General features: G+C 63.1%; 27 protein-coding genes and 2 pseudogenes. 7 read left to right on the top strand and 22 right to left on the bottom strand.

Translation table 11 applies throughout. The features are described 5' to 3' along the window. Nucleotides 1-4 precede the first annotated feature (4 nt). The 3 genes from L0U84_RS23570 to L0U84_RS23560 all read left to right on the top strand — a co-directional run bounded on the left by L0U84_RS23570 (nt 5) and on the right by L0U84_RS23560 (nt 2,840). A complete protein-coding gene (locus L0U84_RS23570; protein WP_233853053.1) occupies nt 5-1,897 on the top strand; it encodes a bifunctional sugar phosphate isomerase/epimerase/4-hydroxyphenylpyruvate dioxygenase family protein in 1,893 nt (630 codons plus the stop codon). A gap of 200 nt (nt 1,898-2,097) precedes the next feature. After that, nucleotides 2,098-2,430, top strand: coding sequence for a hypothetical protein (locus L0U84_RS23565; protein ID WP_129957079.1), 333 nt, complete (start codon nt 2,098-2,100; stop codon nt 2,428-2,430). A 155-nt stretch (nt 2,431-2,585) separates the two neighbouring features. Further along, the gene (locus L0U84_RS23560; protein WP_233853052.1) at nt 2,586-2,840 is read left to right on the top strand and encodes a hypothetical protein; all 255 of its coding nucleotides are present in this window, start codon (nt 2,586-2,588) and stop codon (nt 2,838-2,840) included. Between the two features lie 74 nt (nt 2,841-2,914). Here the strand turns inward: L0U84_RS23560 and L0U84_RS23555 are convergent, their stop codons facing one another. From L0U84_RS23555 to L0U84_RS23525, 7 genes are all read right to left on the bottom strand, one after another. Beyond that, nucleotides 2,915-3,244 (bottom strand): hypothetical protein, encoded by a 330-nt coding sequence (locus L0U84_RS23555; RefSeq protein WP_008922170.1) that lies wholly within the window; start codon nt 3,242-3,244, stop codon nt 2,915-2,917. 17 nt (nt 3,245-3,261) lie between these two features. After that, the gene (locus L0U84_RS23550; protein ID WP_233853051.1) at nt 3,262-4,029 is read right to left on the bottom strand and encodes an AraC family transcriptional regulator; all 768 of its coding nucleotides are present in this window, start codon (nt 4,027-4,029) and stop codon (nt 3,262-3,264) included. A gap of 189 nt (nt 4,030-4,218) precedes the next feature. Beyond that, nucleotides 4,219-5,511, bottom strand: coding sequence for an FAD-dependent oxidoreductase (locus L0U84_RS23545; RefSeq protein ID WP_233853050.1), 1,293 nt, complete (start codon nt 5,509-5,511; stop codon nt 4,219-4,221). Continuing rightward, nucleotides 5,508-5,783, bottom strand: a complete 276-nt coding sequence (locus L0U84_RS23540; protein WP_233853048.1) for a (2Fe-2S)-binding protein — start codon at nt 5,781-5,783, stop codon at nt 5,508-5,510. The genes L0U84_RS23545 and L0U84_RS23540 overlap by 4 nt, the downstream gene beginning before the upstream one ends. Then, the gene (locus L0U84_RS23535) at nt 5,770-6,927 is read right to left on the bottom strand and encodes an NAD(P)/FAD-dependent oxidoreductase (RefSeq protein ID WP_233853047.1); all 1,158 of its coding nucleotides are present in this window, start codon (nt 6,925-6,927) and stop codon (nt 5,770-5,772) included. Before L0U84_RS23535 ends, L0U84_RS23540 begins: the two co-directional genes overlap by 14 nt. Beyond that, entirely contained in the window at nt 6,924-7,880 is a 957-nt protein-coding gene (locus tag L0U84_RS23530; RefSeq protein WP_233853046.1) for a 4-hydroxyproline epimerase, read from the bottom strand. Before L0U84_RS23530 ends, L0U84_RS23535 begins: the two co-directional genes overlap by 4 nt. 255 nt (nt 7,881-8,135) lie before the next feature. Then, nucleotides 8,136-8,879: a response regulator transcription factor gene (locus L0U84_RS23525; protein WP_233853045.1), complete on the bottom strand. Its 744-nt coding sequence runs from the start codon at nt 8,877-8,879 to the stop codon at nt 8,136-8,138. 550 nt (nt 8,880-9,429) lie between these two features. Between L0U84_RS23525 and L0U84_RS44030 the strand changes: the two genes are divergently transcribed. From L0U84_RS44030 to L0U84_RS23510, 3 genes and pseudogenes are all read left to right on the top strand, one after another. Further along, nucleotides 9,430-9,876 (top strand): helix-turn-helix domain-containing protein, encoded by a 447-nt coding sequence (locus L0U84_RS44030; protein WP_326491196.1) that lies wholly within the window; start codon nt 9,430-9,432, stop codon nt 9,874-9,876. After that, a pseudogene (locus L0U84_RS23515) lies at nt 9,852-10,775 on the top strand (MFS transporter); the annotation flags it as partial. The gene L0U84_RS44030 and the pseudogene L0U84_RS23515, both read left to right, overlap by 25 nt. A gap of 191 nt (nt 10,776-10,966) precedes the next feature. Beyond that, nucleotides 10,967-12,427, top strand: coding sequence for an MFS transporter (locus L0U84_RS23510; protein WP_233853044.1), 1,461 nt, complete (start codon nt 10,967-10,969; stop codon nt 12,425-12,427). A gap of 22 nt (nt 12,428-12,449) precedes the next feature. On the opposite strand, the gene L0U84_RS23505 is transcribed toward L0U84_RS23510, so the two are convergent. The 6 genes from L0U84_RS23505 to L0U84_RS23480 all read right to left on the bottom strand — a co-directional run bounded on the left by L0U84_RS23505 (nt 12,450) and on the right by L0U84_RS23480 (nt 15,002). Next, on the bottom strand, nt 12,450-12,722 hold the full coding sequence (locus tag L0U84_RS23505; protein WP_233856721.1) for a hypothetical protein: 273 nt from the start codon (nt 12,720-12,722) through the stop codon (nt 12,450-12,452). A gap of 82 nt (nt 12,723-12,804) precedes the next feature. Further along, complete coding sequence (locus L0U84_RS23500) at nt 12,805-13,239, bottom strand: DoxX family protein (protein WP_018434221.1); 435 nt, start codon at nt 13,237-13,239, stop codon at nt 12,805-12,807. 103 nt (nt 13,240-13,342) lie between these two features. Beyond that, complete coding sequence (locus L0U84_RS23495) at nt 13,343-13,750, bottom strand: VOC family protein (protein WP_233853043.1); 408 nt, start codon at nt 13,748-13,750, stop codon at nt 13,343-13,345. A gap of 35 nt (nt 13,751-13,785) precedes the next feature. Then, a complete protein-coding gene (locus L0U84_RS23490) occupies nt 13,786-14,250 on the bottom strand; it encodes an RbsD/FucU family protein (RefSeq protein WP_233853042.1) in 465 nt (154 codons plus the stop codon). A gap of 79 nt (nt 14,251-14,329) precedes the next feature. Then, complete coding sequence (locus tag L0U84_RS23485; RefSeq protein WP_233853040.1) at nt 14,330-14,611, bottom strand: hypothetical protein; 282 nt, start codon at nt 14,609-14,611, stop codon at nt 14,330-14,332. Between the two features lie 22 nt (nt 14,612-14,633). Then, the gene (locus tag L0U84_RS23480; protein WP_233853039.1) at nt 14,634-15,002 is read right to left on the bottom strand and encodes a nuclear transport factor 2 family protein; all 369 of its coding nucleotides are present in this window, start codon (nt 15,000-15,002) and stop codon (nt 14,634-14,636) included. Nucleotides 15,003-15,427: 425 nt separating this feature from the next. Here L0U84_RS23480 and L0U84_RS23475 point away from each other — a divergent pair. Next, a pseudogene (locus L0U84_RS23475) lies at nt 15,428-16,455 on the top strand (IS1595 family transposase). Between the two features lie 501 nt (nt 16,456-16,956). Here the strand turns inward: L0U84_RS23475 and L0U84_RS23470 are convergent. From L0U84_RS23470 to L0U84_RS23430, 9 genes are all read right to left on the bottom strand, one after another. Next, complete coding sequence (locus tag L0U84_RS23470) at nt 16,957-17,832, bottom strand: alcohol dehydrogenase catalytic domain-containing protein (protein WP_233853038.1); 876 nt, start codon at nt 17,830-17,832, stop codon at nt 16,957-16,959. 373 nt (nt 17,833-18,205) lie between these two features. Beyond that, complete coding sequence (locus tag L0U84_RS23465) at nt 18,206-18,442, bottom strand: NAD(P)(+) transhydrogenase (Re/Si-specific) subunit beta (protein WP_326491223.1); 237 nt, start codon at nt 18,440-18,442, stop codon at nt 18,206-18,208. A gap of 23 nt (nt 18,443-18,465) precedes the next feature. After that, entirely contained in the window at nt 18,466-19,317 is an 852-nt protein-coding gene (locus tag L0U84_RS23460) for a 3-hydroxybutyryl-CoA dehydrogenase (RefSeq protein WP_233853037.1), read from the bottom strand. A 123-nt stretch (nt 19,318-19,440) separates the two neighbouring features. Beyond that, on the bottom strand, nt 19,441-19,827 hold the full coding sequence (gene panD / locus L0U84_RS23455) for an aspartate 1-decarboxylase (protein WP_233853036.1): 387 nt from the start codon (nt 19,825-19,827) through the stop codon (nt 19,441-19,443). Between the two features lie 1,038 nt (nt 19,828-20,865). Further along, nucleotides 20,866-21,810: an electron transfer flavoprotein subunit alpha/FixB family protein gene (locus tag L0U84_RS23450; protein WP_233853035.1), complete on the bottom strand. Its 945-nt coding sequence runs from the start codon at nt 21,808-21,810 to the stop codon at nt 20,866-20,868. A gap of 14 nt (nt 21,811-21,824) precedes the next feature. Then, nucleotides 21,825-22,574 carry an electron transfer flavoprotein subunit beta/FixA family protein gene (locus L0U84_RS23445; protein WP_233853034.1) on the bottom strand — a complete coding sequence of 250 codons (750 nt, stop codon included), beginning with the start codon at nt 22,572-22,574 and terminating at the stop codon, nt 21,825-21,827. 100 nt (nt 22,575-22,674) lie between these two features. Then, the gene (gene bktB / locus L0U84_RS23440; protein WP_233853033.1) at nt 22,675-23,865 is read right to left on the bottom strand and encodes a beta-ketothiolase BktB; all 1,191 of its coding nucleotides are present in this window, start codon (nt 23,863-23,865) and stop codon (nt 22,675-22,677) included. Between the two features lie 247 nt (nt 23,866-24,112). Next, nucleotides 24,113-25,186 carry a phosphotransferase gene (locus L0U84_RS23435; protein WP_233856719.1) on the bottom strand — a complete coding sequence of 358 codons (1,074 nt, stop codon included), beginning with the start codon at nt 25,184-25,186 and terminating at the stop codon, nt 24,113-24,115. Next, nucleotides 25,179-26,372 carry an acyl-CoA dehydrogenase family protein gene (locus L0U84_RS23430; RefSeq protein WP_233853031.1) on the bottom strand — a complete coding sequence of 398 codons (1,194 nt, stop codon included), beginning with the start codon at nt 26,370-26,372 and terminating at the stop codon, nt 25,179-25,181. The genes L0U84_RS23435 and L0U84_RS23430 overlap by 8 nt, the downstream gene beginning before the upstream one ends. Nucleotides 26,373-26,386: the final 14 nt, after the last annotated feature.

The following is a 26,386-nucleotide window of genomic DNA, read 5'->3' as shown; positions in this document are numbered from 1 at the left end:
GTTCATGCAACGTTCGATTGCCACCGTGTCGATTAGCGGCACCCTCACCGAGAAGCTGAGCGCGATCCGCGCGGCGGGCTTCGAAGGTGTCGAAATCTTCGAGAACGACCTGCTGTATTTCGACGGTTCGCCCGCCGACGTGCGCCGCATCGCCGACGACCTCGGCCTGAAGATCATGCTGTTCCAGCCGTTTCGCGATTTCGACGGCGTCAGTCCCGAGCGGCTCGCGCGCAATCTCGACCGCGCAAAGCGTAAGTTCGACGTGATGCACGAGCTCGGCACGGACCGCATCCTCGTATGCAGCAACGTGTCGCCGGACACCATCTGCGACGACTCGCTGATGATCGACCAGCTCGGCGCGCTGGCCCGCGCGGCCGAAGCGGCCGGCGTGATCGCCGGTTACGAGGCGCTCGCGTGGGGCAAGCACGTGAAGACCTACCGCCACGCGTGGAAGCTCGTCGACGCCGTGAACCATCCGAGCCTCGGGCTCGTGCTCGACAGCTTTCACACGCTGTCGCTTGACGACACGCCCGACGCGATCGCCGATATTCCGGGCGAGCGCATCGCGTTCGTGCAGATCGCGGACGCGCCGAAGCTCGCGATGGACGTGCTCGAATGGAGCCGCCACTACCGCTGCTTCCCCGGCCAGGGCGACTTCGATCTGGCGAACTTCACCGCGCAGGTCGTGAAGGCCGGCTACAAGGGCCCGCTTTCGCTGGAAATCTTCAACGACGGCTTTCGCGCCGCCCCCACCACGATTACGGCCGCGGACGGCCATCGCTCGCTGCTGTTCCTCGAAGAGCAGACCCGCGCGCTGCTCGAACGGCAACAGCAGCCGCAGAAGACGACGAGCGACCTGTACCGCTCGCCCGCCGTGCCCGCGCACGTCGGCTATCAGTTCCTCGAATTCGCCGTCGATCATTCCACGCGCACGCAACTCGTCGACTGGCTCGGCAAGCTGCGCTTTCGCCAGGCCGGCGAGCATCGCTCGAAGGACGTGACGCTGTATCAGCACGGCGCGGCATCGATCGTGCTCAATGCCGAGCCCGATTCGTTCGCGAACGCGTTTTTCCAGCAGCATGGTTTGTCGCTGTGCGCGTCGGCGTTTCGTGTCGACGACGCGAGCCAGGCGTTCGAGCGCGCGGCCGGCTTCGGCTACGCGCCGTTCTCCGGCCAGATCGGGCCCAACGAGCGCGTGCTGCCGGCCGTGCAGGCGCCGGACGGCAGCCTGAACTATTTCGTCGACGAAACGCCAGATCAGCCCACGCTGTTCGAGGCCGATTTCGTGCTCACCGACGTCAACGGGCCGACCGAGGTGGGGCCGCTCGAGCGTATCGATCACGTGTGCCTGTCGGTGCCGGCGAACGCGCTCGATACGTGGGTGCTGTTTCTGCGCACCGCACTCGGCTTCCTGGCCGAGCCGGGGGTCCTCGTGCCCGATCCGTACGGCCTCGTGCGCAGCCGCGCGCTGCGCAGCCCCGACGGCTCGGTGCGGATCGCGCTGAATGCATCGGTGGATCGCCATACGGCGGTGGCCGAGGCGCTGCACACGTATCACGGCTCCGGCCTGAACCACGTCGCGTTCAGCACCGGCGACATCTTCAGCGCGATCCCCGAGTTCGTCGCCGACGGCGTGCCGCTCCTGCGCATTCCGCGCAATTACTACGACGACCTCGCGGCCCGTTACGCGCTGTCCGACACGCTGCTCGAAGCGATGCGGGCAAACAATATCCTGTACGACCGCGACGAACGCGGCGGCGAGTTTTTCCACGCTTATACGGAGCAACTCGACCAGCGCTTCTTCCTCGAGATCGTCGAGCGGCGCGGCGGCTATGACGGCTACGGCGCAGCCAATGCGGCGGTGCGGCTCGCGGCGCAGGCGCAGCGGCGCAAGTAACGGGCAGGCACCGCGGGCACGACGGCGGCTTCGTCATTGGAAGCCGCCGCGTCGTTCCGGATTTCGTCTCTTCAGGCACGCGAACTGCGTCCCCGATCGGGGCAGGTTCGCCGTCTCGATATAATGGCGCCTGTTTTGCGGTCCAGCCCGCGCGACGCGTGGACCCGCAGCCGAATCGCCGAATCAATGCCAGGAGAGATATGAAGAAGTTCGCTGCAGTCCTGTCCCTTTCGCTACTGCTCAGCGCTTGCGCGTATTTCCAGAAAGACCCGGATGCCGGCGAGCCCGTCACGGACACGACGACCCAGCGTTCCGTCGACGACGTGGTCGCCTGTCTCACGCAGATGGCCAATCATCACAATGCCGCGTTCAAGTCGACCGGGATCCCGCAAGGCCAGATGCTCGACTTCGGCGACTCGAACATCGTCAAGGTACGCAGCGACAACGGCGCGACAACTTACCGTTTCTATGCGGGCAAGCGTCATGTAAGCAACCTGTGGATCGAATCGGCAGGCAAAACCTGCGCGCCGTAAGGCTCGATGGCGCAAAAAGGTGGAGTTCCTCGCACCGAAATCTGATTCATTGCAACGTTCATGTCACGGTGTTACAGGACAATGGAGTCTTAAGAATCGTTTAAGACTTCGTCCGCAAGATCCCCGGACATGTCCCCGCACGAGGTGCGCTCCCCATGAATCAGCCCGAACCGAACACCACCGAAACACCAGCCAGGCGGCCTACTATCCTGCGCCGTCTGCTGAGCCATCACGAACTCGCGACGCTGCTGTTGTTGCTGCACGCGCCGATCGATGCATCCGCAAAACCTGAAATTCCGCAGCTTTACGAAGCTGGTCTCGTCGAGACCGTTTCGAACGATGCGGGCACGCCTCATATCCGCCTGACCTCCGAGGGCAATGCGGTGTTGCGGGGGCTTGGGGTGAAGTAACGCACGATCATCGCAACTGTGTTCGAGGCCGCGACAACGATCGACGTTGCCGCGGCTTGTCTCATTCCAGCCTCTCAAGCCTGCCACACCCCGTACCCCGCCTCGCGCAGCCCGATCGCCAGCTCCACTTCCATATCCTGCGCGCCGCGGTAAGGCATTGGATTGAACACTTCGTACAGTTCGGGCATCAGGCGCAAGCCGTAGTCGCGCACATAGCGATTCGCCTGAATGCCCGCCTTGTGCCGATCGAAGCGCAAGTCCGGGTCGAGCCCCGTCATGCCGACATATACGCACGGCTTGTCGAAACGGTAATCGGGATTCGCGCGACGAAAGCGCGCCTCGTTCCACACCTTGTCGTCCAGCGCGACGACGTACACGTAGTAGTGATGCGCGCGCCCCGCCATGACGCCTGCGCTGCCGCTCAGTTGCGCAGCGTACCGTGCAGCAGCATCCGGTATTCGGTCGGCGTGACGCCGACGGTCGCCTTGAATTGCCGCGTGAACGCGCTGTGATCGGTGTAGCCGCAACGCGCGGCGACGTCGGTGACCTTGTCGTGCGAAACCAGCAGCGCGGTGGCCGCGTCGAGTCGCGTTTTCAGCAGCACCTGGCGCGGCGTCAGATGAAACACCTTGTGAAAGTAGCGCTCCAGCTGCGCGACCGACATGTCCGCCATCGCCGCGAGCTGCTTCAGGTTCAGCGGCTGCACATAGTTTTCCTGGATCGACTGCACGACGGCGGCGAGCCGGCTGTAGGCCGGGTGGCTGCTTTCGTCGGCTTTCAGATCGCGGGAGATGCCGGCGAGGCCGACCACCTTGCCGGTCGCATCGCGCAATGGCTGTTTGCAGGTCAGACACCAACCCGGTTGACGGCCCGGATACAGATGCAGTTCGAGCTGATCGAGCATCTGGTTGCCCACGCCGATGATCGCCTTGTCCTGCGCGGTATAGATGCGCCCAAAGCGGCGCGGAAACACGTCTTCGGCGGTCTTGCCGAGCAGCGCAGCCTTTTCCTTGAAGCCGCAACGCGAAGCGAGCGTGCGGTTGACGAGCGCATAGCGCGCGTCCGCGTCCTTCACGAAGAACACGACGTCCGGCATTGCATCGAATACCGGCTCGAGCAACCTGAAATGCGACAGCATGCCGGACAGCGTCGTATCGTCCGGTTCGAGCGGATGAGCCAGCGTATTCATCGTGCGGTTCCGTTGGTGCGTGCCTGGTTGAATGCGTTGGAATGCGTTCGTGGAGCGCCGCGCCGCTGCGGCCGGGCGGCCTGCTCGTGCGGTCGATTGCGGTCGATTGCGGTCGATTGCGGTCGATTGCGGTCGATTATAGAGCGGCGCGACGCCCGCCAATATCTACCGAGGGTAAGCGCGAAGCCGTCATGGCGCCGCGGCGGAAGGTTCGGCGGCGCTCATCAGCGTGCCAATCTGCGCCGGGCTGAACGGCGGACGCGGCGCGGCAGCCGGCCAGCCAAAGTACAGGCTCGCGGCCGCGCCGCAGATGCGGCCCTGGCAAGCTCCCATGCCGCAGCGCGTCTGCAGCTTCGCGTCGCGCCAATCGGCGCAGCGGCGCACCTCGCCGACGCTCACATCCTCGCAACGGCACAGCAGCGTCGCATCCGCGGGCGGCGTGCGGGCGGCCTCACCCAATGCGAACGACGCCGCGACGCGCGCGCCAAAGCCCCGCCAGCGCTCGCGTTGCGCAACTAGCGCCGGCAGCGCGGCACATTGCGCAGCGCCTGCGCCGCTCGCCACCAGACCAGCGATCTCGCCTTCCGCGCAAGCGAGCTCCGCGCCGCCGACGCCCGTGCACTCGCCCGCCGCAAAAACGCGTTCGAGCGAGGTACGCTGCTCGTCGTCGACGACGATTTCGCCCGCATCGCTGATCGCGCAGCCGAGCGCCTGCGCGAGCGTGACGTTCGGCAGCAGTCCGTAGCCGCACGCGACCCGGTCGCAATCGAGCGTCACGTCGCGCTCGCCGCGTCGGATCGTCACCTGCCGCACGCGCTCGTCGCCGCGGGCTTCGCGCACGATGCTGCCGCTCCAGTAGCGCAGTCCCGCGAAGCCGCGCGTGAGGCTGATCGCCTGACGCAGCTTTGCGGGCTCGCGCAGCAGCGACACGCCGAAACGCGCGAGCTCGGCCGCCGGTGCCTGCTCGACCACCGCGATCACGCGCGCGCCGGCCTCCCGCGCGGTGGCGAGCGCGGCCATCAGCAGCGGGCCGCTGCCGGCGATCACGATCCGTTCGTCGCGCACCGGCATGCCGCCTTTGATCAGCGCCTGCAACGCGCCCGCACCGGTCACGCCGGGCAAGGTCCAGCCGGGAAACGGCAGAAGACGCTCGCGCGCGCCGGTCGCAAGAATCAGCCTGTCGTAGGTGACCGACGCGCCGCCGTGTTCGGCGGATTCGAGCAGCAAACCTTGCGCGCCGAGCGGCGCGATCACGCGCGTCGATGGCCAGTAGGTGAAGTTTTGCTGCGCTTGCAACGCCGCGAGCAATGCATGCAACGGCGCTTGCGGCGGATAGGCCGACCCCTGGCGCCAGATCTGGCCACCGGCGCGCGGATTGTCGTCGATCTGCGCGACCGTCGCGCCGGCCTGCGCCGCCGCCCGCGCGGCATTGAGCCCAGCCGGACCACCGCCGATCACCACGATGTCGAAGTGCTGCGTCATGCGTGTACCGTCCCGTTTCGCGTCTGCACGCGCTGGCCGTCGCGGCACAGCGTCTGGCACGCGAGCGTGTGCGCGCGGCCGTCGATCGTCACGCGGCACTCCTGGCACACGCCCATTCCGCACAACACGTCGCGCGGCTCGCCCTTGACCGATAGCCGCGAGCCGCTCACACCGGCGATCGCGAGCGCCGCGGCCACGGTCGTGCCGGGTTTCACTTCGATGCTTCGGCCGTCGACCGTCAAACGGATGCGGGCCGCGTCAGTGTCGGTCATGAGTCACCTGTTCAGCAAAACGGACCGGCAGATAAGGTTCAAACGGAATCGGCGCGGCGCGGCCCGCGATCTGCGCCGCGAGCAGTTTCGCGGTCGCGAGCGAGGTCGTCACGCCAAGCCCTTCGTGACCGACCGCGAGCCACACGCGGGACGCGGAACCAGAGTCGACGTCGGCCGCAAACTCGCCGGCCGGTCCGATCAGCGGCAGACCGTCCGGCGACGCAGCGCGAAACCCCGTCCACGCGCGGATCCCGCTGAGCGTCGGCAACGCCGGTAGATACCGCGCGGCGCGTTGCAGCATCTGCGCGAGCACCGGCATCTCGACGGTGGGATCGGTGGTTTCGAACTGGCGCGACGAGCCGATCAGCAGTTGCCCGGTCGGACGCGGCTGCGCGTTGAATGCGACCGACGTGCCGGTCGCGTGATGCGCGCTCTTGATATAGCCGAGTTCGAGCAGCTGATGACGGATCAGCCCCGGGTAGCGGTCGGTGATCAGCAGGTGGCCTTTCTTCGGCTGCAACGGCAGCGACGGCAGCAACTGGGCCGCGCCGAGACCGTTCGCGACGATCACGTGCGCCGCGCTGACGCGCTCGCCGCTCTCCAGCGTGACGCCGTCCGGACCAATCGACGCGACCGTCACACCGAGCCGCACGCTGATATTCGCCGCGCGCGGCGACTGCGTGAGCAGCCATTCGGCGGCGGTCGGCGCATACACGATGCTGTCGTGCTCGATGCGCAAACCGCCCGCCATCGAATCCGCGAGCGCCGGTTCGCAGGCGCGCAGTTCGGCCGCGCCGAGCAGTTGCGCGGCGACGCCTTGCGCAGCAAAGGCCGCATGCATCGCGCGCGCGGCCTGCCATTCTTCGTCGTCGGCCGCGACCCACAGCGTGCCGCAGCGCGCGAACGCGTCGCGCGCGCGCAGCTGCGGCGCGAGTTCGAGCCATAGCTCGCGCGAATAGCGGCTCAGCGCGAATTCGGCGGGCGAGTCGTTCATCACGACGATATGGCCCATGCCGGCGGCCGTCGCGCCGCCGCCGATGCGCTGCGCGTCGAGCACGTCGACGCGCATGCCGAGCGCGGCCAGTTCCGCCGCGCACGCGGCACCGACGATACCCGCTCCGATGATCAGCGCATCCGGGCTCATGCGGTCCGGATACCCCACGCGAACGGATCGCGCTCGTCGAAACACAGACGCCCCTCGGCCATGATGTGCGCGTGACCGGTGATGGTCGGAATCACGTGGATGCCGTCGCCCGCCGCGCGATAACTCGCCTCGAACACGCTGCCGATGATGCTCTCCTGGCGCCACACCGCGCCTTCGGCGAGCTTGCCGTCGGCCGCGAGACACGCGACCTTCGCGCTCGTGCCGGTGCCGCACGGCGAGCGGTCGTACGCATTGCCGGGACACAGCACGAAGCTGCGGCTGTCGAGGCCCTCGCGCGAGCCCGGTCCGAACAGCTCGATGTGGTCGATCAGCGCGCCGTTGGCGCCCGTGATGTTCTGTGCGATCAGCGCGTCGCGAATCGCCGAGCTGAACGCTGTCAGGCTCGCGATGTTCGCGGCGTCGAGCTCGTGTCCATGCTCGGCCACGAGGAAAAACCAGTTGCCGCCCCAGCCGATGTCGCCGGTCAGCACGCCATAGCCTGGCACGTCGACCTGCACGGCTTTGCGGTGGCGATACGCGGGCACGTTACGCACCGCGACGCCGCCGTCTTCGTTCAGGGTCGCCTCGACCACGCCGACCGGCGTTTCGATGCGGTGACGTCCCGGCCCGATCCGCCCCATGTGCGCAAGCGACACGACGAGCCCGATCGTGCCGTGCCCGCACATGCCGAGATAGCCGACATTGTTGAAGAAGATCACGCCGGCCGCGCAAGTCGGATCGTCGGGCTCGCAGAGCAGCGCGCCGACCACCACGTCCGAGCCGCGCGGTTCGGTGACGATACCGGCGCGCCAGTCGTCGAAACGAGTGCGGAACACGTCGAGCCGTTGCGCGAGCGTGCCTCCGCCCAGCTCCGGGCCGCCCGACACCACGAGGCGGGTGGGTTCACCGCCGGTGTGCGAGTCGATGATGTTGAGGGTTTTCATGTCGCTCATGGTAGGAATCGCGCGCCGGGGGGTCTTGGTGCGCGTGCGCGCGGATTGAGACGATTTCGGCATAACGGGGCAATGCATGATCCGCCGCGCGTGCGGCGCACGAAGCGTCCCGCTATTCGGTACCGCCGTCGATATCGGTCACCACACGCAAGGCAATCGTGGCTGACCGATACGGACACGCAAGCAGAATGAACACCGTTTGCCAGCGCGACGGGCTGCAACGCGGATTTCAGCACATACCGAGCCGCGTCGAGTTCATGCCGTGCGTGCCGGCAACAAATCTTCACCCGCTGAACACCGAGTCATCTGATCGTCGAGCCGCAACAACCGGTAGCCGCTCCTGTATACCGGCTCCAGCTTGAAACCATTATGCGGCTCGATTGCGAGCAGCAGACGCAGCCGTGACACGTGGCTGTCGATCGTCCGCGTTAATTCGCGCAGTTCGCGGCCCCATACCGTAGCGAAGATATGGTCGCGCGACATCACGCGATCGATGTTGGAAAAGAACAGTGCGGCGATCCGGTACTGCGTGGGCGACAGCGGCACCGGCGCGCCGCGCAGCGTGACCGCCTGGCGGACCGTGTCGAAACGATAGGAACCGATCTCGAAACAGCTCGCGGCGCTGAACCGCTCCGGATACGCGCGCCGCAGCAGCGCCGTGACTCGCGCGCGAAACTCGGCGTCGCGCAGCGGCAACGCGAGGTAATCGTCGGCGCCGCAGGCGAGCGCGCGCACCATGCTTTCCTCCGACCCGTCGATCGACACGAACATGATCGGCACGCGCTCGCCTGCCACCCGGCGCACCGAGCGCAACAGGTCGGCGCCCTCAGGCCGCGTATCCTGCCAGTCGAGCACCAGCAGATCCATCGTGGAGCGCGCGAGTAACCTCGACATAGCGAAGCCGTCGTCATAGGCTGCGCAGAAATGGCCGGCTCTCACCAGAGCGGATTCAATCGACTGACGTATGACCGGGTCACGCTGAAGAACTGCAACGCGCATGGGATGGACTTGTTGCGCGGAGTTTGGTTTGATTTGGTATCAAATCTACCTTCCGCAACGGCAAGTAAATTTTACCCTGCCTCTCAAAAATAATGGATATCAGGTGATATTTCCCGTTTTTTTCGCCAATAAAGGCAAAAAACACCAATTCCTCCTTGGGAGAGTCAGACTGTGACAAAGCCGGGTGCGCATGAAATCTTTGTTCTCAGTGGGTAGATCCGGCTCATCTTCGGCGGCAAACCTCGCTATCTCCATAGGATCAGTCTGAATTCGTGGTCGCGCGGCTCGACCGGCACACCACTTCGCCCTCAACAGTCTTTCCAATCAAGCAAGCGTCGCCGAATACGGACAATGTGAAGCTTGGCAATGTAAATGTCGAAGCGCTCACGCTAGCAGTTGGAGGGCTGCCGAATTTTGAGCAATACAAAGCGGCATCGAAGAGCCCTTCGTATCGAAAACCGCCGTTTCGGCAGAGACCAAAACCGACCTCTGGCTGCGTACGCGATTCCTCGCGTTATCATTCGCTACGCCCTCACGTCGACTTTTCAATATGCCCGAGACTCCCCTGCTCGCCAAGGAGCAGCTTGCCAAATCAATACTCGCTACCCGCAAAGAAAAGAACATCTCGGGTGACGCTCTATGTGAAAAAGCAAGCGTCAGCAGGAACACGCTCCATCTGATTGAAAACAAATGCGCGAACGCCAGGCTCGATACGATCATGAACCTCGCGGTCGCGCTTAGCGTTGACCCCTGTTATCTTTTTGGTCAAGACAGCTACCCACCTCCTGCAGACGAACGCGTCAAAACGTTTCGCGCGTCGGTGGCCGCAAACATTCAGAGATACCGGTTGTTGCGCGAGATTTCTCAAAACGAATTGGCAAAGCGGGCCGGGCTTCCGTGGGGATACGCGAGTCAAATTGAACGCAAGAGTCTCGACCTTACGCTCGATGTCCTAGACAAAATTGCGACGGCGTGCTGCTGTTGCTGTTCCGCGTGATGCAGGGCGCGGCGGTCGGCGGCGAAGTGCCGGGCGCCTGGGTGTTCGTCTCCGAGCATGTGCCCGGGCGCCACGTCGGCTATGCGTGCGGCACGCTGACGGCCGGCCTCACGGCGGGCATTCTGCTCGGCTCGCTGATTGCATCGGCGGTCAATCGCCATTTCACGCCGGCCGATATTTCCGCGTTTGCGTGGCGTGTGCCGTTCCTCATCGGCGGCGTATTCGGCATGTTCTCGGTTTATCTGCGCCGCTGGCTGCACGAGACGCCGGTGTTCGCCGAGCTCAAGCAGCGCAAGGCGATCGCCGCGGAAGTGCCGCTGAAGGCCGTACTGCGCGATCACGGCCGCACGGTGATCGTATCGATGCTGCTCACCTGGATGCTGTCGGCGGCGATCGTCGTCGTGATCCTGATGACGCCGACGCTGCTGCAAAAGCAGTTCCACATCGAGCCGGCCACCGCGCTGCTCGCGAACTGTGTCGCGACGCTGTGCCTGACGATCGGCTGCGTGATGGCCGGTTCGATCGCCGGACGGATTGGCGCGGGTCGCACGATTTTCGTCGGCGGCATTGCGCTTGCGATCACGTACTACGTGATGTTCCGCCAGTTGGCCGTCGATACGTCCATGCTCGTGCCGCTGTATGCACTGGCCGGGCTTTTCGTCGGCGTGATCGGCGCGATTCCGCTCGTGATGGTCCGCGGATTCCCGCCGGTGGTGCGCTTCTCGGGCATCTCGTTCTCGTACAACGTCGCGTATGCGGTGTTCGGCGGTCTGACGCCGATCGCCGTGTCGCTGATGATGAAATCGAACCCTCTGGCCGCGCCGCTGTATGTCGCAGCGATCTGCGTGCTGGGTGCGCTGACCACGCTGTTCATCGAGGATGCGCCGCGGGCGGGCTGATCTGCGGGTTGGCGGCGGCGCGACTGCTCTGGAATGAGAGGCGCCGTCGCCCGGCGTCGCCTGATACGGTCAGGCATCTGGATTGCGCAGTAGCGGAATGCTCGTTGCGTTCCGCGCTCGCCGCCTATCGCGCATCCATACTTCACGCCGCGCCGAAACATCGCGCGCCGCATCGGGTTCACGATGTACCCATGAACTCAACCTCCCCCTCCTTTTCGCCCGCCCTCGGCCGCGTTCTCGCGACCGTCAGCGTCGGTTTCGTGGTCACGCAACTCGATGTGACCATCGTCAACATCGCGCTGCCACGAATCGGCGCGGATCTGCACGCGAACGTCGCGGGACTGCAATGGGTCGTCGATGCGTACACGCTCGCGTTCGCCGTGCTGATGCTGTCGGCCGGCGCGCTCGGTGACCGCTTCGGCGCGCGGCGCATGTATGCGTGCGGAATCGTGCTGTTCGCGCTCGCGTCGCTGGCCTGCGGGCTCGCGCTCGACGCCCCGATGCTGATCGCCGCGCGCGCGGTGCAAGGCATCGGCGCGGCCGCGATGCTGCCGAATTCGCTCGCGCTGCTCAATCAGTCGTTCGGCCACGAACCGAAGCTGCGGGCCCGCGCGGTCGGCCTGTGGACCGCCTCGGGCGCGATTTCGATCGCGGCCGGGCCGGTGGCCGGCGGTCTGCTGATCGCCGCGTTCGGCTGGCGCAGCATCTTTCTCGTCAATCTGCCGATCTGCGCGGCCGGCCTGCTCGCGACGCTGCTGTGGATCCCGCGTCCGCAAGCCGCTCGGCGCGGCGCGCCTGCCGGGGCTCGCGACAATACCGGCGCGCCGTCGCGCGGCATCGATCTCGGCGGCCAGTGTCTCGCGATCGTCGCGCTGACCGCGTTCGTCGCCGCGGTGATCGAATGGCGGCCGCTTGGGCTCGCGCATCCGCTGGTCGCCGGCGGCTTCGTGCTGGCGCTGCTGGCGGCGGCCGCGTTCGTGTTCGTCGAGGCGCGCGTCGCGCGCCCGATGCTGCCGCTGTCGCTGTTCGGCACGCGCACGTTCAGCGCGGCCGTGTTGTTCGGCATCTGCGTGAACCTGACGTATTACGGCATGGTGTTCGTGCTGAGCCTCTACCTGCAGCGCGTGCGAGGCTACACGCCGTTGCAGGCCGGCCTCGCCTTCCTGCCGCTGACGGGCGGCTTTCTGATCTCGAACCTCGCGAGCGGCTGGGTGATCGGCCGCCTGGGGGTGCGCGTGCCGATGATCCTCGGCGCGATCACGGCCGGTCTCGGCTACGGCCTGCTGCATCTCGTCGACGCCGACACGCCGCTGATCGGTCTGCTGCTGCCGTTTTTGCTGATTCCGTCGGGCATGGGCCTCGCGGTGCCGGCGATGACCACGGCGGTGCTCGCGTCGAGCGAAGCACGGCGCGCGGGCACGGCGTCGGCGGTATTGAACACGGCGCGCCAGGCCGGCGGCGCGGTGGGCGTGGCGGCCTTCGGCGCACTCGCGGGCGGCGCGGCCGCGACGCAGATCGTGCCGGGGATGCAGGCGGCGACGGCTATTTCGGTGGGATTGCTGCTGCTGGGGCTCGTGCTCGCGTGTTTCGTGCATCCGGAGCCGCACGCGGCGGCACCGTCTGCGCGTGGGGCGGGCGCCGCGAGTAAGTAAGCGGTGTGTGTAACGGAATCGCCTACAGCGACGCCTCCTGAATCGCGCCGGTATCGATTGCGCGCTCGATCAGGCCTTCGTTGCGCGCCTTGGCGATCGCATCGGCGACCAGCTTCTCCGGGTCCTCGATCTCCGCCTTCAGCGTGCCGATGAATCCGGACGCATCCAGAACCACCAGCGTCTTCGCCGAATCGGCGAGGCTGATGATTACGCGATGCGGTGTCGGCCCTTCGCCGAGACTCGCGCACAGTTGCGTAACCTTGCCACCGATCATTTGCTCGAAGTTCTGAATCATCATCTGCTCCCTTGGTTGCCGCGGATTGGCTGCCCTGCTGGGTAGCAGGATCCGGGCCGCACCCACTGAGCGCGCTCGCGCCTCACAACCCGCCGAGACCACTGCGCGGCGCACGCGCGTTGTCGATGCTCAGACGCCCCGCGCCCGTCACGAACAACAGCAGGAAACCACCCGCGATTCCGATGTTTTTCCAGAAATGGATCACCATGTCGTGCTGCAAGGCCGGGTCGGTGATATTCCAGAAGTCGTGGCCGAGCACCGCCGTCGCGACCGTGTACACCGCCATGATCAGAGCGAGCGGCCGCACCTTGAAGCCGACCACGAGCAGCAGGCCGCCGAGCACCTCGACCGCGGTTGCGATCGGCGCGGCGATCTGCACGAACGGTACGCCCTTCGAATGCAGGTAGCCGACGAAGCCCGCATAGCCCAGCAGTTTCATCACCCCGCTCCACAGGAACAACACGGAAAGCGCGAGTCGAGCGATGAAAATAATGCCGAAATCGACGGGACGCGACATGGGGGACTCCTGTAATTGAATAAGCAGCAGACCCGATTGGACGGGCTCAGTTCCCCGCCTCGACCCTGAGCATATGTGCAATGGCGGCGATTTCCAAGCCCGCTCAGGCTGGCGGATACGTGGCGACCTCGATCAGGTTGCCATCCGGGTCGCGGCAATACACCGAAATCATCTTGCCGCGCGCGCCGTCGCGCTCCACCGGCCCCGCCTCGATCGCGACACCTTGCGCGAGCCAGTGCGCCTTGACGTCGTCCGGGGACGCGGTGGTCACGAAACACAGGTCCGCCGTGCCCGGCATCGCTTCGCGCGATGTGAACCATGCGACGGTATCGGCCGATGCGGGACGCAGATTGATCTTCTGATTGCCATAGGTCATCGCCACGCGCGTGCCGGTGCGCGACGCGAATTCGGTTCGCCGCATGCCGAGCATCCGCGCATACCACGCCGCGCTGACTTCGACTTCAGCGACGTTCAGAACGAGATGATCGAGACTCTCTAGCTGGAAGCTCATGGTTTGTCGTGATGAATCGGAGAAGGTGGGCGCGACTATGCGCGTGGCGCGTCCGGCGCGAGCAACACGCCCTTCGTGAACACGAAGCAGCCGTAGCCGCGCTCCTCGCCCGTCGCGATCACGCAGTACGCCTCGCGCGCGCGCTCGTAAAACGCGAATCGCTCGATCCCGACGAACGGCACTTCGCGCCCCTCGCCCGCATTGACCTCGGCTTGCGCCTCGCGCTGCACCGCGGGAATCGTATGCGGCTCGCCGACCACTTCCATACGCGACGCGGGATGCTCGATGAAGGTGTCGAGCGGCAGCACCGACAGCACCGCGCGGATCGCGCGCGGCGAACCGACGCCGTCGAGACGCAGCGGCCTGCCGAGCACGGTATCGCGCGCGACCGAGTCGGCCGGGAAGTTGGCGTCGCAGATCACGAGCTCGTCGCCGTGGCCCATCGAGCGCAGCGCGTGCAGGATGTCGGCGTTCAGTAGCGGGTCCAGATTTTTCAGCACGGGGTCTCCTGGTCGTTCGGTTGGGAACATGCCGCGGGGTGAGGTCGCATGCCTGGCGCAAGATGAGGCTTGTTACGCGTCAACCGCACGACGATCGATTGTAGCAAGCGCATCGCGCGGCTTGCGGCGATGCGCTCGCACCGCACTGCCAGCGCAGCCAGCCGACCATCGCAAGCAGCACGAGGCCCGCGCCGCCTAGCACCGGCTCGCGCCAACCTAGCAGTGCAATGAACATGAACGCCCGAGCGCCACCGAGCAGCGCAAAACCCGCGATCGCGCTCGATAACGCATCGAGCGCGGCCGCGACGCGCAGGACCGCGAGATGGACTTGTGCAGGCTTGGCAGCGGCGGGCTGGTGCATGATCGTCTCCGTGAAAAATGCCTCAGGCGGCGCCGGGGGCTTCGTCGAGAAAACCGGTGACCGCTTGCAGGCGCCCATGCGCGTCGACCACGCCGAAGTCCGAGCCCTTCACGATCGCCTCGCCCGCGGGCGTCGTCAGTGCCCACGAAAAGCGCAGTCGATTCGCAAAGCCGTCGACGTCGGTCGTACGGCGAAACGTGTGATGCGGAAACCGCTGATGCACCGCGCGGATCATCGCGTCGATGCCATCGTGGCCCGCCCCCGCCAGCAGCGGGTCGCGATAGTCCGCATCGGCACTCCACGTCGCCGCGATCAAGTCGCGACGACGCGCGCCATCGGTTTCGTTCCAGGTATCGAAATAACGGTCGATCAAATCGGTATGCGCATTCATCTCAAACTCCTCGATTGGCAGGACTGAGCACTTCGCTTGGCATACGTGTCGCATGCGGCGGGCTCGGAATGAAGATTGACCGCTCGCGTGCATTGCGTCGATTACTTGAGAGGTAATGAGCATTAAACAGAGGATTCCTCATTTAATTCATGCAGTTACGATGCCTCGCGCGGTCGCGCGTGCTCCCCTAAGATGCACAATCGCGACCTAATGAAATCAAAGGCTTACAACCCAATTCCCGACGAGGACATCGCCCCTGCTCTCGTGGCGAACTAGCCTTAACATCCACCACCTGCGCGGTGGAAAGGCGCTTACAGCGGACTTCCGGGTTTCGGTATTAGACGGGGACCAGGCGCGCGCTGTGGCATCGACCTGTACAGATTTAAGGGCTATCCATCTAGCTCCACCTGAGCCATGATGGCGACATGAACGAAGCCCAGCATTCGCCAGTTGCCGGCCAGGACTACCCGCAGACGTGGAGCCAGTTCGAAGACTGGTTCTCCAGTGAATCCGATTGCCAGCGCTACCTCGAACGATTGCGCTGGCCTGAAGGCTTTATGTGCCCGCGCTGCGAATGCCGCGATGGCCATATCGTGCCGACCGGGCGAGGCTCGTTTGCAGGGCGTGTCGCCTTCAATGCACCGTGACGTCGGGCACGATCTTCGACAAAACCCGCACACCACTGAAGGTGTGGCTGGCAGCGGCGTGGTACATCACGAGTCAGAAGTCGGGTGTCAGCGCACTCGGGCTGCAACGGGTTCTCGGTCTGGGCAGCTACCAGACCGCATGGACCATGTTGCACCGTTTCCGCCGCGCGATGGTTCGTCCGGGACGCGACCAGCTCAAGGGCCTGGTCGAGATCGATCAAAGCTACCTGGCTATCCGCGAGAATCGGGAAAACCCATCCGGCAAGCCGTCGAAAAAGCGCACGACCAAGGCGTTGATCGTGATTGCCGTCGAAATCCTGGAGCCTCGTGGCTTTGGCCGCATACGCCTGAAGCGTATTGATCGCGAGCGTGTTGAGGATGTGCTTCCGTTTGTAAAGAGTGTCGTAGCCGCTGGCTCGGTGATTCGGACCGATGGCTCACCCATGTACTTCTCGCTGGAGTACCACTATGCACATGACCGAGTTGTGGTGAACTCTATCGCCGATGGCCACCGTCCTCCGGCACACGTGCCACTACCCGGAGTGCATCGAGTCGCCTCGCTGCTCAAACGGTGGTTACTCGGCACGCATCAGGGCGCTGTCAAGCCTGAGCAGCTTGACCATTATCTGGACGAGTTCGTGTTTCGCTTCAACCGTCGCACCTCGCGCTCGCGCGGCCTACTCTTCTATCGCTTGCTTGAACAAGCGGTCGTGACTGCTCCGATTACATACGACGTAGTGGTTCGGAAATCACGCCGTAAAGGCCATCAACTTCCACCATGTGAAATGGTGGAGCTAGATGGATAGCCCTTACCGATATACAGGTGTCGAGATGGGGCTAACGAATCCCTATGCAAGCGCTCGCCCTTTCGATTTCATTGCCTGCGCGAGCCGGCCGAACACCCCAGCCAGGCCTACCCTTGATTTTCAAGCATTTTGCGACCGTAGGTTGATCTTGACCTGATGCAGGTTTGCGACCCGGCCCCGTTAAAATGCCCCGCGAAATAAGCGACTTGCTGTTTGGCTATTTTCGCTTGTTGATCATATGGCGAATCGGTCGCGCGCCGGATTGCCGCTCCCCTCGCCTAGGGCGACCGCGATAGTTCTCGATGTAGGTCTCAACCAGCTTCGCCGTTACCGGACTGACCGGCATCTGACGAACAGAATTAGGTGCAGACAGCCGCGCTGGTAATGGACCGGCTCGCTGGAACGCATGTCGTGCCGGACACGCGCGATACCGAGGGGGGATGCGCACAAGCACACGGGCAGGCTGTCGCACCGGCACTCGCCGTAGCTGTGCAGTCTGCATCATCCGCGCGTCGCGGCCCCGAACTCGAGGATCACCCTGCCCCGTAAGCCGCCTTGTTGAACAAGCGTATACCCAGCTTGTGCACGCTCCATCGGCAAGCGGGCTGCCACCCGCGGCGTCAAAGTGCCTTCCTGCACGCGATCGACGAGCCAGCGAAGTGCCTCCGTGTTGGTGAGCTGTTGTAGAACTCCAATATGGGTATGACGCAGGCGAATGTCCATGGCCACCTGTGAACTACGTAACAAGGCCGTCGCGCCGCCGTCGCGAACGAGCGCCGCCGCGGGGTCGCCGAGAAGGGCGGAGTCGACCAGGCCGTCGACGCCTTGAGGGTGCATCGCACGAACAGAATCAAATAGCCCCGGTCCACGTGACACCACATCGTTTGCGCCCAAGCCGACCACCAGATCCCAATCAGCGCTCTTCGCATCGGCAACGACTCGTAGCCCAGCCCGCCGAGCAAGCTGTACGACATAGCCTCCCACCGCGCCTGCCGCACCGGTCACGAGCAGCACGCTGCCCGGGTCCAATCCAAGTGCATCAAGGCACATCTTGGCCGTCAGCCCATTCATCGGGAGAGTCGCGGCGGCGCCAAGTTCCAGCGTCTGCGGCACAGATGCAACAGATGCTGCGGGCACGCGCACGAATTCGGCCTGCGCACCGCCGCCTGGTTGGCGAGGGTTGATGATACCCATCACTGCTTGCCCAACGTTCAAATCAGCGACGCCTTCGCCAAGCTCGTGAATGAGACCTGAGAACTCCATCCCGCTGACGTACGGAGGAGTCAGCCCTTCCATCAATGCCGCCTGGCGCCCAGCCAGCATCAGCAAATCCGTTGGATTCACGGTGGCCGCAGCCACCTGCACCACCACTTCCATGCTGCCGGGCCGGGGCCGCGGGACCCGCACAAGTTCAAGCACCTCGGGACCGCCGAATCGCTGGTAACCGAGAGCGCACATTGTTGAGCCAGACTGAACGTGATTAGCCATCTCGTGCGTCATTTTGTGAAGCTCTCCGCCAAAGTGATGATCTCGGTTGCCATCTTTACGTGGACGATGTCGATCGGTTCGCCATCGTAGATACAGGAGACGCGGCCCCCGCATTAAGCCTTGTCCAATGCCGCGATCATTCCTCGGTAGAAAGCGACGACTTGGTGAGGGGCTGTACGCCAGATTGATGGTGGAAACGTTGGATGGCCCCCCGTTGCCTGACTCGCTTCGCTGTTCTGCAGCGAGTCAGGCTTCGTGGCGTTCAGGCTTTCAACACCCCGAAGATCTCATCCAGCGTGGCCTTTGCATCGCCGAACAGCATACGATTGTTGTCCTTGTAGAAGAGCGGGCTGTCCACGCCGGCATAGCCCGAGGCCATGCTGCGCTTCATCACGATCGAGGTCTTGGCCTTCCAGACCTCCAGCACCGGCATGCCCGCGATCGGGCTCGCCGGGTCCTCCTGCGCCGCCGGATTCACGACGCCCCTGTGTCCATGAATGTCGTGCGCGTCAGCGCCTTCAACTAGGCGTAGCTATAGACGCCTTGCTTTGTTTTTCGCCCCAAATGACCAGCAGCGACCATTTCTCGCAGCAACGGGCTCGTGCGATATTTTGGATCGCCGAAGTCACCTGCGAGGACATTCATGACGGCAAGACAGACATCCAGCCCAATAAGATCCGCAAGTGCTAGCGGACCGATCGGGTGATTTGCACCCAGCTTCATTCCGGCGTCAATCTCCTCGGCCGTTGCTACGCCTTCCGCCAGAACAAGGAACGCTTCGTTGATCATCGGAACCAGGATTCGGTTGACGACAAACCCCGGGGAGTTCTTAACGGCAATCGGTGTCTTGCCAATACGTTGCGCCAACTCTCCAACGGCGCGTGCCACCTCATCGCTTGTCTGTAGTCCGCGAATGATCTCAACCAGCGGCAACACTGGGACAGGATTGAAAAAATGCATCCCGATAAATCGGTACGGATTCGTCAGCATAGCTGCGAGCGCCGTTATAGAGATCGACGACGTATTGGACGCAATGACGGTGGACTGGCGAACAATGGCATCGACCTGTTTGAGGATCCGTGTCTTGAGATCGAAGTTCTCTGTTGCGGCTTCAATGACCAGATCGACCTCCGCCAGTCGCGCATAGTCCATCGACGCCTCGATGCGCGCGAGGGCGCGGTCAGCTTCTTCTCTCGTAAGTGCTTCCTTCGAGACCAGTCGTGCAAGGCTGCCCGACAAGCCCCCCATGCCTCTTTCGAGTGCCTCGCGTGTCACGTCGATTAGCACGACGTCGATTCCGGACAACGCAAGACATTGCGCGATGCCGCTTCCCATTGTCCCGGCACCAACGACTCCTACTCGTTCGAATTGCATCTTTCTTTTCCTGATGGATGAGTTACGTGACTGTCAGCTCGGTGGCTTGTCCGAACGCGGCCGATGTCCACTTTTCCCGCTTTCGCAGTGTGCGAAAACCTCAAGCAACTGAGTCGTGTGATTTCAGGACCAGCTCTGGGTCGGCACGTGATCGCGGCTGCCTTTCACTGCATTCGCCTCGTCCACGAAAACCAGCTTGGGGTGCCATCCCGCTGCAAGTTCCGTCTCCTCAACCAGCGCAAACGCCGCGATGATCACGAGATCGCCGAGCTGCGCGCGTCTCGCGGCTGAACCATTGAGCGAAATCATGCCGCTTCCCCGCTCCCCCTTGATGGCATATGTGGAGAAACGCTCACCATTGTTGATGTTCCAGACATCGATACGTTCGTTTTCGATAAGACCAGCGGCCTCCAGCAGATCTTCATCAATAGCGCATGATCCTTCGTAGTGAAGTTCGCAGTGGGTAACAACTGCGCGATGTATCTTTGACTTGAGCATAGTACGCTGCATGTAATTTGCCTCTGTCACGCTCCCCGTCCTGATTGCAAGGGACGGAGACGGTTGCGGAATTGCAAGGCGCTGCGGCTGACGCTGCGCCGGTGGAATTTCGGTGCGCCGGATGCAGTTGTGCAGCGGCAGCGTCCGTATCCATACGCAATGGCGGAATTTCCAACCATTAATCAACGTCAATGAAAGGCGAGTACGAGTCCATCCAATCATATCGACCCTGAGAGGACGCCCACGCCCAGTTCGGCTTTGTATTGACCTCACATCCACTGCCGGATGTGAACCGGTCCGAAACAGGCTTGCCATCGACATTGCCTGCCGCAACCGGCTGTTTTACTTCGATCCCGTCATTCATCTCGATTCATCCTCCTAAATAAGGAATGGCTGTTGCCAATGGCTGAGCGTCTTCTGGATTTCCCACGATCTTTGACACCGCAAGGAACGCGCCAAGCCAGCAGACCCCGCTCGCCCACACGTAGCCGCAGCCATACGGCATCAGCACATACCACAATCGTTCAGATTTGCAATCTTGCGTTGCGACTCTGGAATTCTCTGTGCCATTTGAAGAATTCGAAACCGCGTCCAACCTACTGCGGGGCGTGACACACCTTCCAGGTGTGTCGCTTAAGAGATTGCGCCGCATCTAGCGTCAGACCTTTATCGACACCTACTCCAAGGAGGCGGTCACGAAACGGTTCCTCAGTCAGGTTTCCCGTGACAGCGCAAATGGCCGACGAAGTGAGCCATGGATGTTCATCGCCGCGCCCATCACGGGGCGGGGTGGCGCAGGCGGGAAAACGCACCACGAGCCGTCGTCATGGCGGAAGAACACCATTGCGAGCGGACCTTTCTCGCCAGCGGCCTCCACGCACACACAGCGCCATGGCTTCCTGCACGGATTGCTAAAGCGCGTCACGCGAATATTCCCGGCGCCCCGCGAGCCGAGCCACGATTCGACAGCCCTACGCAAAGATCTTTCCCGAACAGCCATAAGCCCCTCCGTCCCGATTGCACCTGCTTCACCTGAAAAGCGTCATGCCTTCAGAGGACTTCGACGAGTTCCGGCACGACCACAAACAGGTCTCCCACAAGACCGTAATCGGCAACGCTGAATATCGGCGCTTCCTCATCCTTGTTAATCGCAACGATGACCTTTGAGTCCTTCATCCCGGCCAGATGCTGGATCGCGCCCGAAATGCCGACAGCGACGTACAGTTGCGGCGCGACGATCTTGCCGGTCTGGCCAACCTGGAAGTCGTTCGGCACATAGCCCGCATCGACTGCTGCACGCGAGGCGCCCAGTGCCGCGTTCAGTTTGTCGGCCAGCGGCTCCAGAACCTTGGTGTAGTTCTCACCGCTGCCCAGTCCACGGCCACCCGAGACGATGATCTTCGCACTCGTGAGTTCCGGACGGTCGAGCGTCGTGACTTCGCGGCTCACGAACTGAGAGAGGCCGCTCCCCGCTGCCGCTTCGAGCTTCTCGACCGCCGCGTTGCCGCCTTCAGCTGGCACTGCGTCGAACGCGGTCGTACGGACTGTGATGACCTTGACCGGATCAGCCGATTGAATCGTAGCGATTGCATTGCCCGCATAGATCGGACGCTCAAACGTATCGGGCGAATTCACTGCGGTGATGTCGCTGATCTGCGCGACGTCGAGCTTAGCGGCAATCCGCGGTGCAACGTTCTTGCCCGCTGCCGTAGCCGGAGCCAGGATGTGCGTGTAGTTCTTCGCGATGGCGAGAACCGTCGCCTCGACGTTCTCAGCGAGACCCGCTGCGAGCTGCGGCGCGTCGGCGAGCAGCACCTTCGCTACGCCTGCGATATTCGCCGCGGCGTCTGCGGCACCTCGCGCAAGGTGACCGGCAACTAGGACATGAACTTCGCCTTCGAGCAATGTAGCCACCGCCGAGGCAGCCGCCACGGTATTCAAGGTCGCGTTCTTGATGGTTGAGTTGTCGTGTTCAGCAATAACCAGGATCGTCATTTTCGTCTCGCTCCTTACAGCACCTTGGCTTCCGTCTTCAGCTTCTCGACCAGCGTCTTCACGTCCGGCACCTTCACGCCTGCCGAACGCTTCGGCGGCTCGGCAACCTTCAGCGTCTTCAGACGCGGCGTGACATCGACGCCCAGGTCTTCCGGCTTCACCGTTTCAAGTGGCTTCTTCTTCGCCTTCATGATGTTCGGCAGCGTGACGTAACGCGGTTCGTTCAGGCGCAGATCCGTCGTCACGACTGCGGGCAGCTTGAGCGACAGCGTTTCCGCACCGCCGTCCACTTCGCGCGACACAGTCGCCTTGCCGTCGGCCACGACCACCTTCGAAGCGAACGTCGCTTGCGGCAGGTTCGCCAGTGCGGCGAGCATCTGGCCGGTCTGGTTCGAGTCATCGTCAATTGCCTGCTTGCCGAGGATCACGAGTTGCGGCTGTTCCTTGTCGACCAGCGCCTTCAGGAGCTTGGCAACGGCCAGCGGCTGGAGGTCTTCATTCGACTCGATGAGGATCGCGCGGTCCGCGCCGATCGCCAGCGCCGTACGCAGCGTTTCCTGCGCTTGCGTGACACCCGCGGAAACAGCGATAACTTCCGTCGCCACGCCCACTTCCTTCAGACGCACCGCTTCTTCCACGGCGATTTCATCAAACGGGTTCATTGAAAACTTCACGTTGACAGTGTCGACGCCCGTGCCATCCGACTTCACGCGGACCTTCACGTTGTAGTCGACCACTCTCTTGACTGGGACAATAATCTTCATTTTTCAGCTACCAATTAACACCGCTGTATCAGCGGTCTTTCAATATTCACGCCTCAACGAACGGGAGACGCACATGCAAAGTGCGCGACACGATCGCGCATCACGCGTTGATCCGTTCGAAAATCGCCGCGATCCCTTGGCCTCCACCGATGCACATCGTGACAAGCGCGTACCGTCCACGTATGCGCTCCAACTCGTACAACGCTTTCACCGTGATGAGCGCGCCCGTCGCACCAATCGGATGGCCAAGCGAAATACCCGAGCCGTTCGGATTGACCTTCGCCGGATCGAATCCGAGTTCCTGAATAACCGCGCACGCTTGCGCCGCGAATGCTTCGTTCGCTTCGATCACATCGAGATCGCTCACCTTCAGGCCGGCGCGTTCAAGCACGTTGCGCGTGGCAGGCACTGGGCCAATGCCCATATATGCCGGATCAACCCCAGCATGTGCATAGGCGACGAGGCGCGCAAGCGGCTTCAGCCTGCGCTTCTCCGCGACACCACGCTCCATCAGCACGACCGCGGCGGCGGCGTCGTTAATACCCGATGCGTTTCCGGCCGTGACCGTGCCGTTTTCCTTTACGAACACCGGCCTGAGCTTGGCGAAATCGTCGGGCGATGCTTCATGGCGCACGTGCTCGTCGGTATCGAAGACGATGTCGCCTTTTTTTGACGGGATCGTGACGGGCAGGATCTGTTCCTTGAAGTAGCCGCTGGCAATCGCATGGGCCGCGCGGCGGTGCGATTCGAGCGCAAGCGCGTCCTGCGCTTCCCGCGAGATGCCGTATTTGCGTGCGACGTTCTCGGCGGTGACGCCCATGTGAATCGTCTGGAAAGGATCGTTGAGCGCACCGACCATCATGTCGACGAGACGCGTATCGCCCATGTGCTGGCCGAAACGCGCGGCGGGCATCGAATACGGCGCGCGGCTCATACTTTCCGCACCGCCACCGATCGCGATGTCGGCGTCGCCTAACAGGATGCTTTGCGCCGCCGAGACTATCGCCTGCAGACCGGAGCCACACAGTCGGTTTACCGTCAGCGCTGGCGTGTGCTGTGCGACGCCGCCGTTGATTGCAGCGACCCGGGCGAGGTACATGTCACGCGGCTCAGTGTGCACGACATTGCCGAACACGACGTGTCCGACTTCGTCGCCCGACGTCGCCGCTCTCGACAGCGCCTCGCGCACCACGCGAGCGCCGAGATCACTCGGTGAAAAGTCCTTCAGGCTGCTACCGAACTCTCCGATGGCGGTTCGTACGCCGCTCACAACCACCACATCTCTGCTCATTTTCAAATCCTTCCGAGGACAAATGATTTACCGTGTATCAGTACAACCAGTACCGCGCTATTCCCGTTCGACTTCGCACGAACTCGATGTCGATACGAGGTGCGAGTTTGACACCCCACAAATCGATGCTTTCCGAAATAGCGGTGGCGATTGGAGATTCCTGGCTGCGCCGCGGCGAGCTTCTTGAGACTCGCCGATGGCGCCTTGCTGGTTCCCTAAAGCTTGCACGTCTGATTGTCACCAGCCGTCATAGACCACTGCTTTCCGCACGGCTCGCCTCGGTCCATGCGATCTGCGCAACGCGGGCGAACCTGTCTCCCATCGCCCGTGCGTCTTCACTGACCGCTGTGCCTCGTGCGACACGCGCGCGAATGCCGTGCAGGATGGCTGCAAAGCGGAACATGTTGAAGACGACGTAGTAGTTGAAGCCGACCAGTTCGTCCCGCCCGGTCCGCCGGCAATAAGCGCTGACGTAGCTCGCCTCGTCCGGCAATGCAAGTTGCGCCAGATCGAGCCCGCCAATGCCGCCGAGAATATCGGGCGGCAACCGATACATCATCGCGTTATAGGCAAAGTCGGCGAGCGGATCTCCGAGCGTGGATAGCTCCCAATCGAGTACCGCGATCACACGCGGTTCAGCGGGATGGAATATCAGGTTGTCGATCCGGAAATCGCCGTGCGTCAGGGCAGTTTCGTCGCGATCGGGCAGGTTGTCGTTCAGCCACGCGATCACATTGTCCATATCGGCATTGCGGCCCGCTGCCTCGTCAGACATGTATTGACGTGACCAGCGCTCTATCTGTCTCGCGACGTAACGTCCCGGCTTGCCGTAATCGCCGAGCCCCAGCGACACGTAATCAAGTTCATGCAACTGGGCGAGCGTGCTGTTCATCGCATCGAGGTAGTGCGAGCGCTCCGGACGAGGCAAAGTCGACAGACTCGATTCCCAGAAGATTCGTCCCCGCACGAGTTCCATGACGAAGAAACCGCTACCCAGCACGGACGCGTCATCGCACGTGCCGAACACTTTGGGTACCGGAAAGGCCGCCGCGCCGACAGCAGAAATGACGCGGGCTTCACGCTCGACGGCATGGGCGCCCTTCAACAGCTGGCCCGGCGGTTTGCGACGAAGCACATACTCCCGGTCAGGGGTAATCAGCCGGTAAGTCGGGTTTGATTGCCCCCCCTTGAATTGCTCAACCTCGAGATTTCCCGAGAAACCTTCGACGTTGTCCCGCATCCATCGAACCAGGGCAGACTGATCGAAACGATGCGCCTCGCGCACCGGGCCTGTGCCCGAAAATTTTGCAGCGTCAGACACGATAGCCTCCTTCAAGAGCAGCGCGCTTGATCTTCTTTGCCAGCGACCATTTGTGCACTTCGGTCGGACCGTCATAGATTCGAAACGCCCTGACTTCCCGGAAGAACTGTTCGACGATCGAATCGCGAGACACGCCGGACCCGCCCATCGTCTGTACGCAACGGTCAGCCACTCTGAACAGCGCGTCCGATACGGCAACCTTTGCCATCGAGCTCTCCATCGTGCCCAGGTCGCCACTGTCGAGCACCCCGGCACACCAGTCGATCATCAATGCTGCCTGCTGCAGATCAATACGGTTGTCGGCCAGCATGAAGCCGACGCCTTCGTGATCGATGAGTCGCTTTCCGAATGCGTGACGACGACTCGCGTACTCAACGGCGACCTCTTGAGCCCGGGCCGCCAGTCCCAGCCAGCGCATGCAGTGGGAGAGCCGCGCCGGCGACAAGCGGATCTGTGCGTATTCGAAACCGGCGTGTACCTCTCCGAGGACAGCCTCGTCCGGGACACGCAAGCCCCGAATCGCGATGCGGGAGTGCCCACCGGGCATGGAGCTATCGATCGTGTCGAGGACTCGCACGACCTCGATGGCCGGATCAGGAAGCTCCACCAGAAACATGGTGGCGCGCGGCTTGTCGCCGTCGTCGGTCCTGGCCATCACGATGCCCACCGATGCGCCGACTGCTCCGGTGATGAACGTCTTGTTACCGTCGATGACCCACCCGTTGCCATCGCGACGTGCGGTCGTTTTCAGCATGGAGGGATCGGATCCCGCACCGTCCTCCTCGGCCGGCTCGGTCATGAAGAATGCCGACCTCGCCTCACCGGTCAGAAGCTTCTTCAGGAAGCGCTCTTTCTGCGTGGGTTTTGCCACCTTGCCCAGCAGAAACATGTTCCCTTCGTCCGGGGCCATCGTATTAACCGCGACCGGACCCAGCGGCGAAAGCCCCGAGCGTTTCAGTACGGCTGCCGTTTCCAGCTGTGTCAGGTGAGTTCCATCCGGGAGGATGTGCGGTGTCATGACTTTCGCGCTGCGCGCAAGCGAGCGCAACTCCGCGACGAGTTCCTCCGAAGGTCCATGTGGCCCCAGGCGGCTGTCGCCTTCATAGGGGATGACGGTTTCGCGAACAAACGCTTCGACGCGGTCCGCGATCTCGCGGCTGCGGGCAGTAGGGGGAGAGGTCAGCATAGCTCGATGATGTT

This window comes from Paraburkholderia sp. HD33-4, from assembly GCF_021390635.1.
Taxonomy (GTDB): domain Bacteria; phylum Pseudomonadota; class Gammaproteobacteria; order Burkholderiales; family Burkholderiaceae; genus Paraburkholderia.
The sequence above is the reverse complement of the archived record's forward strand: the minus strand, read 5'-3'. Positions and strand labels throughout refer to the sequence as shown.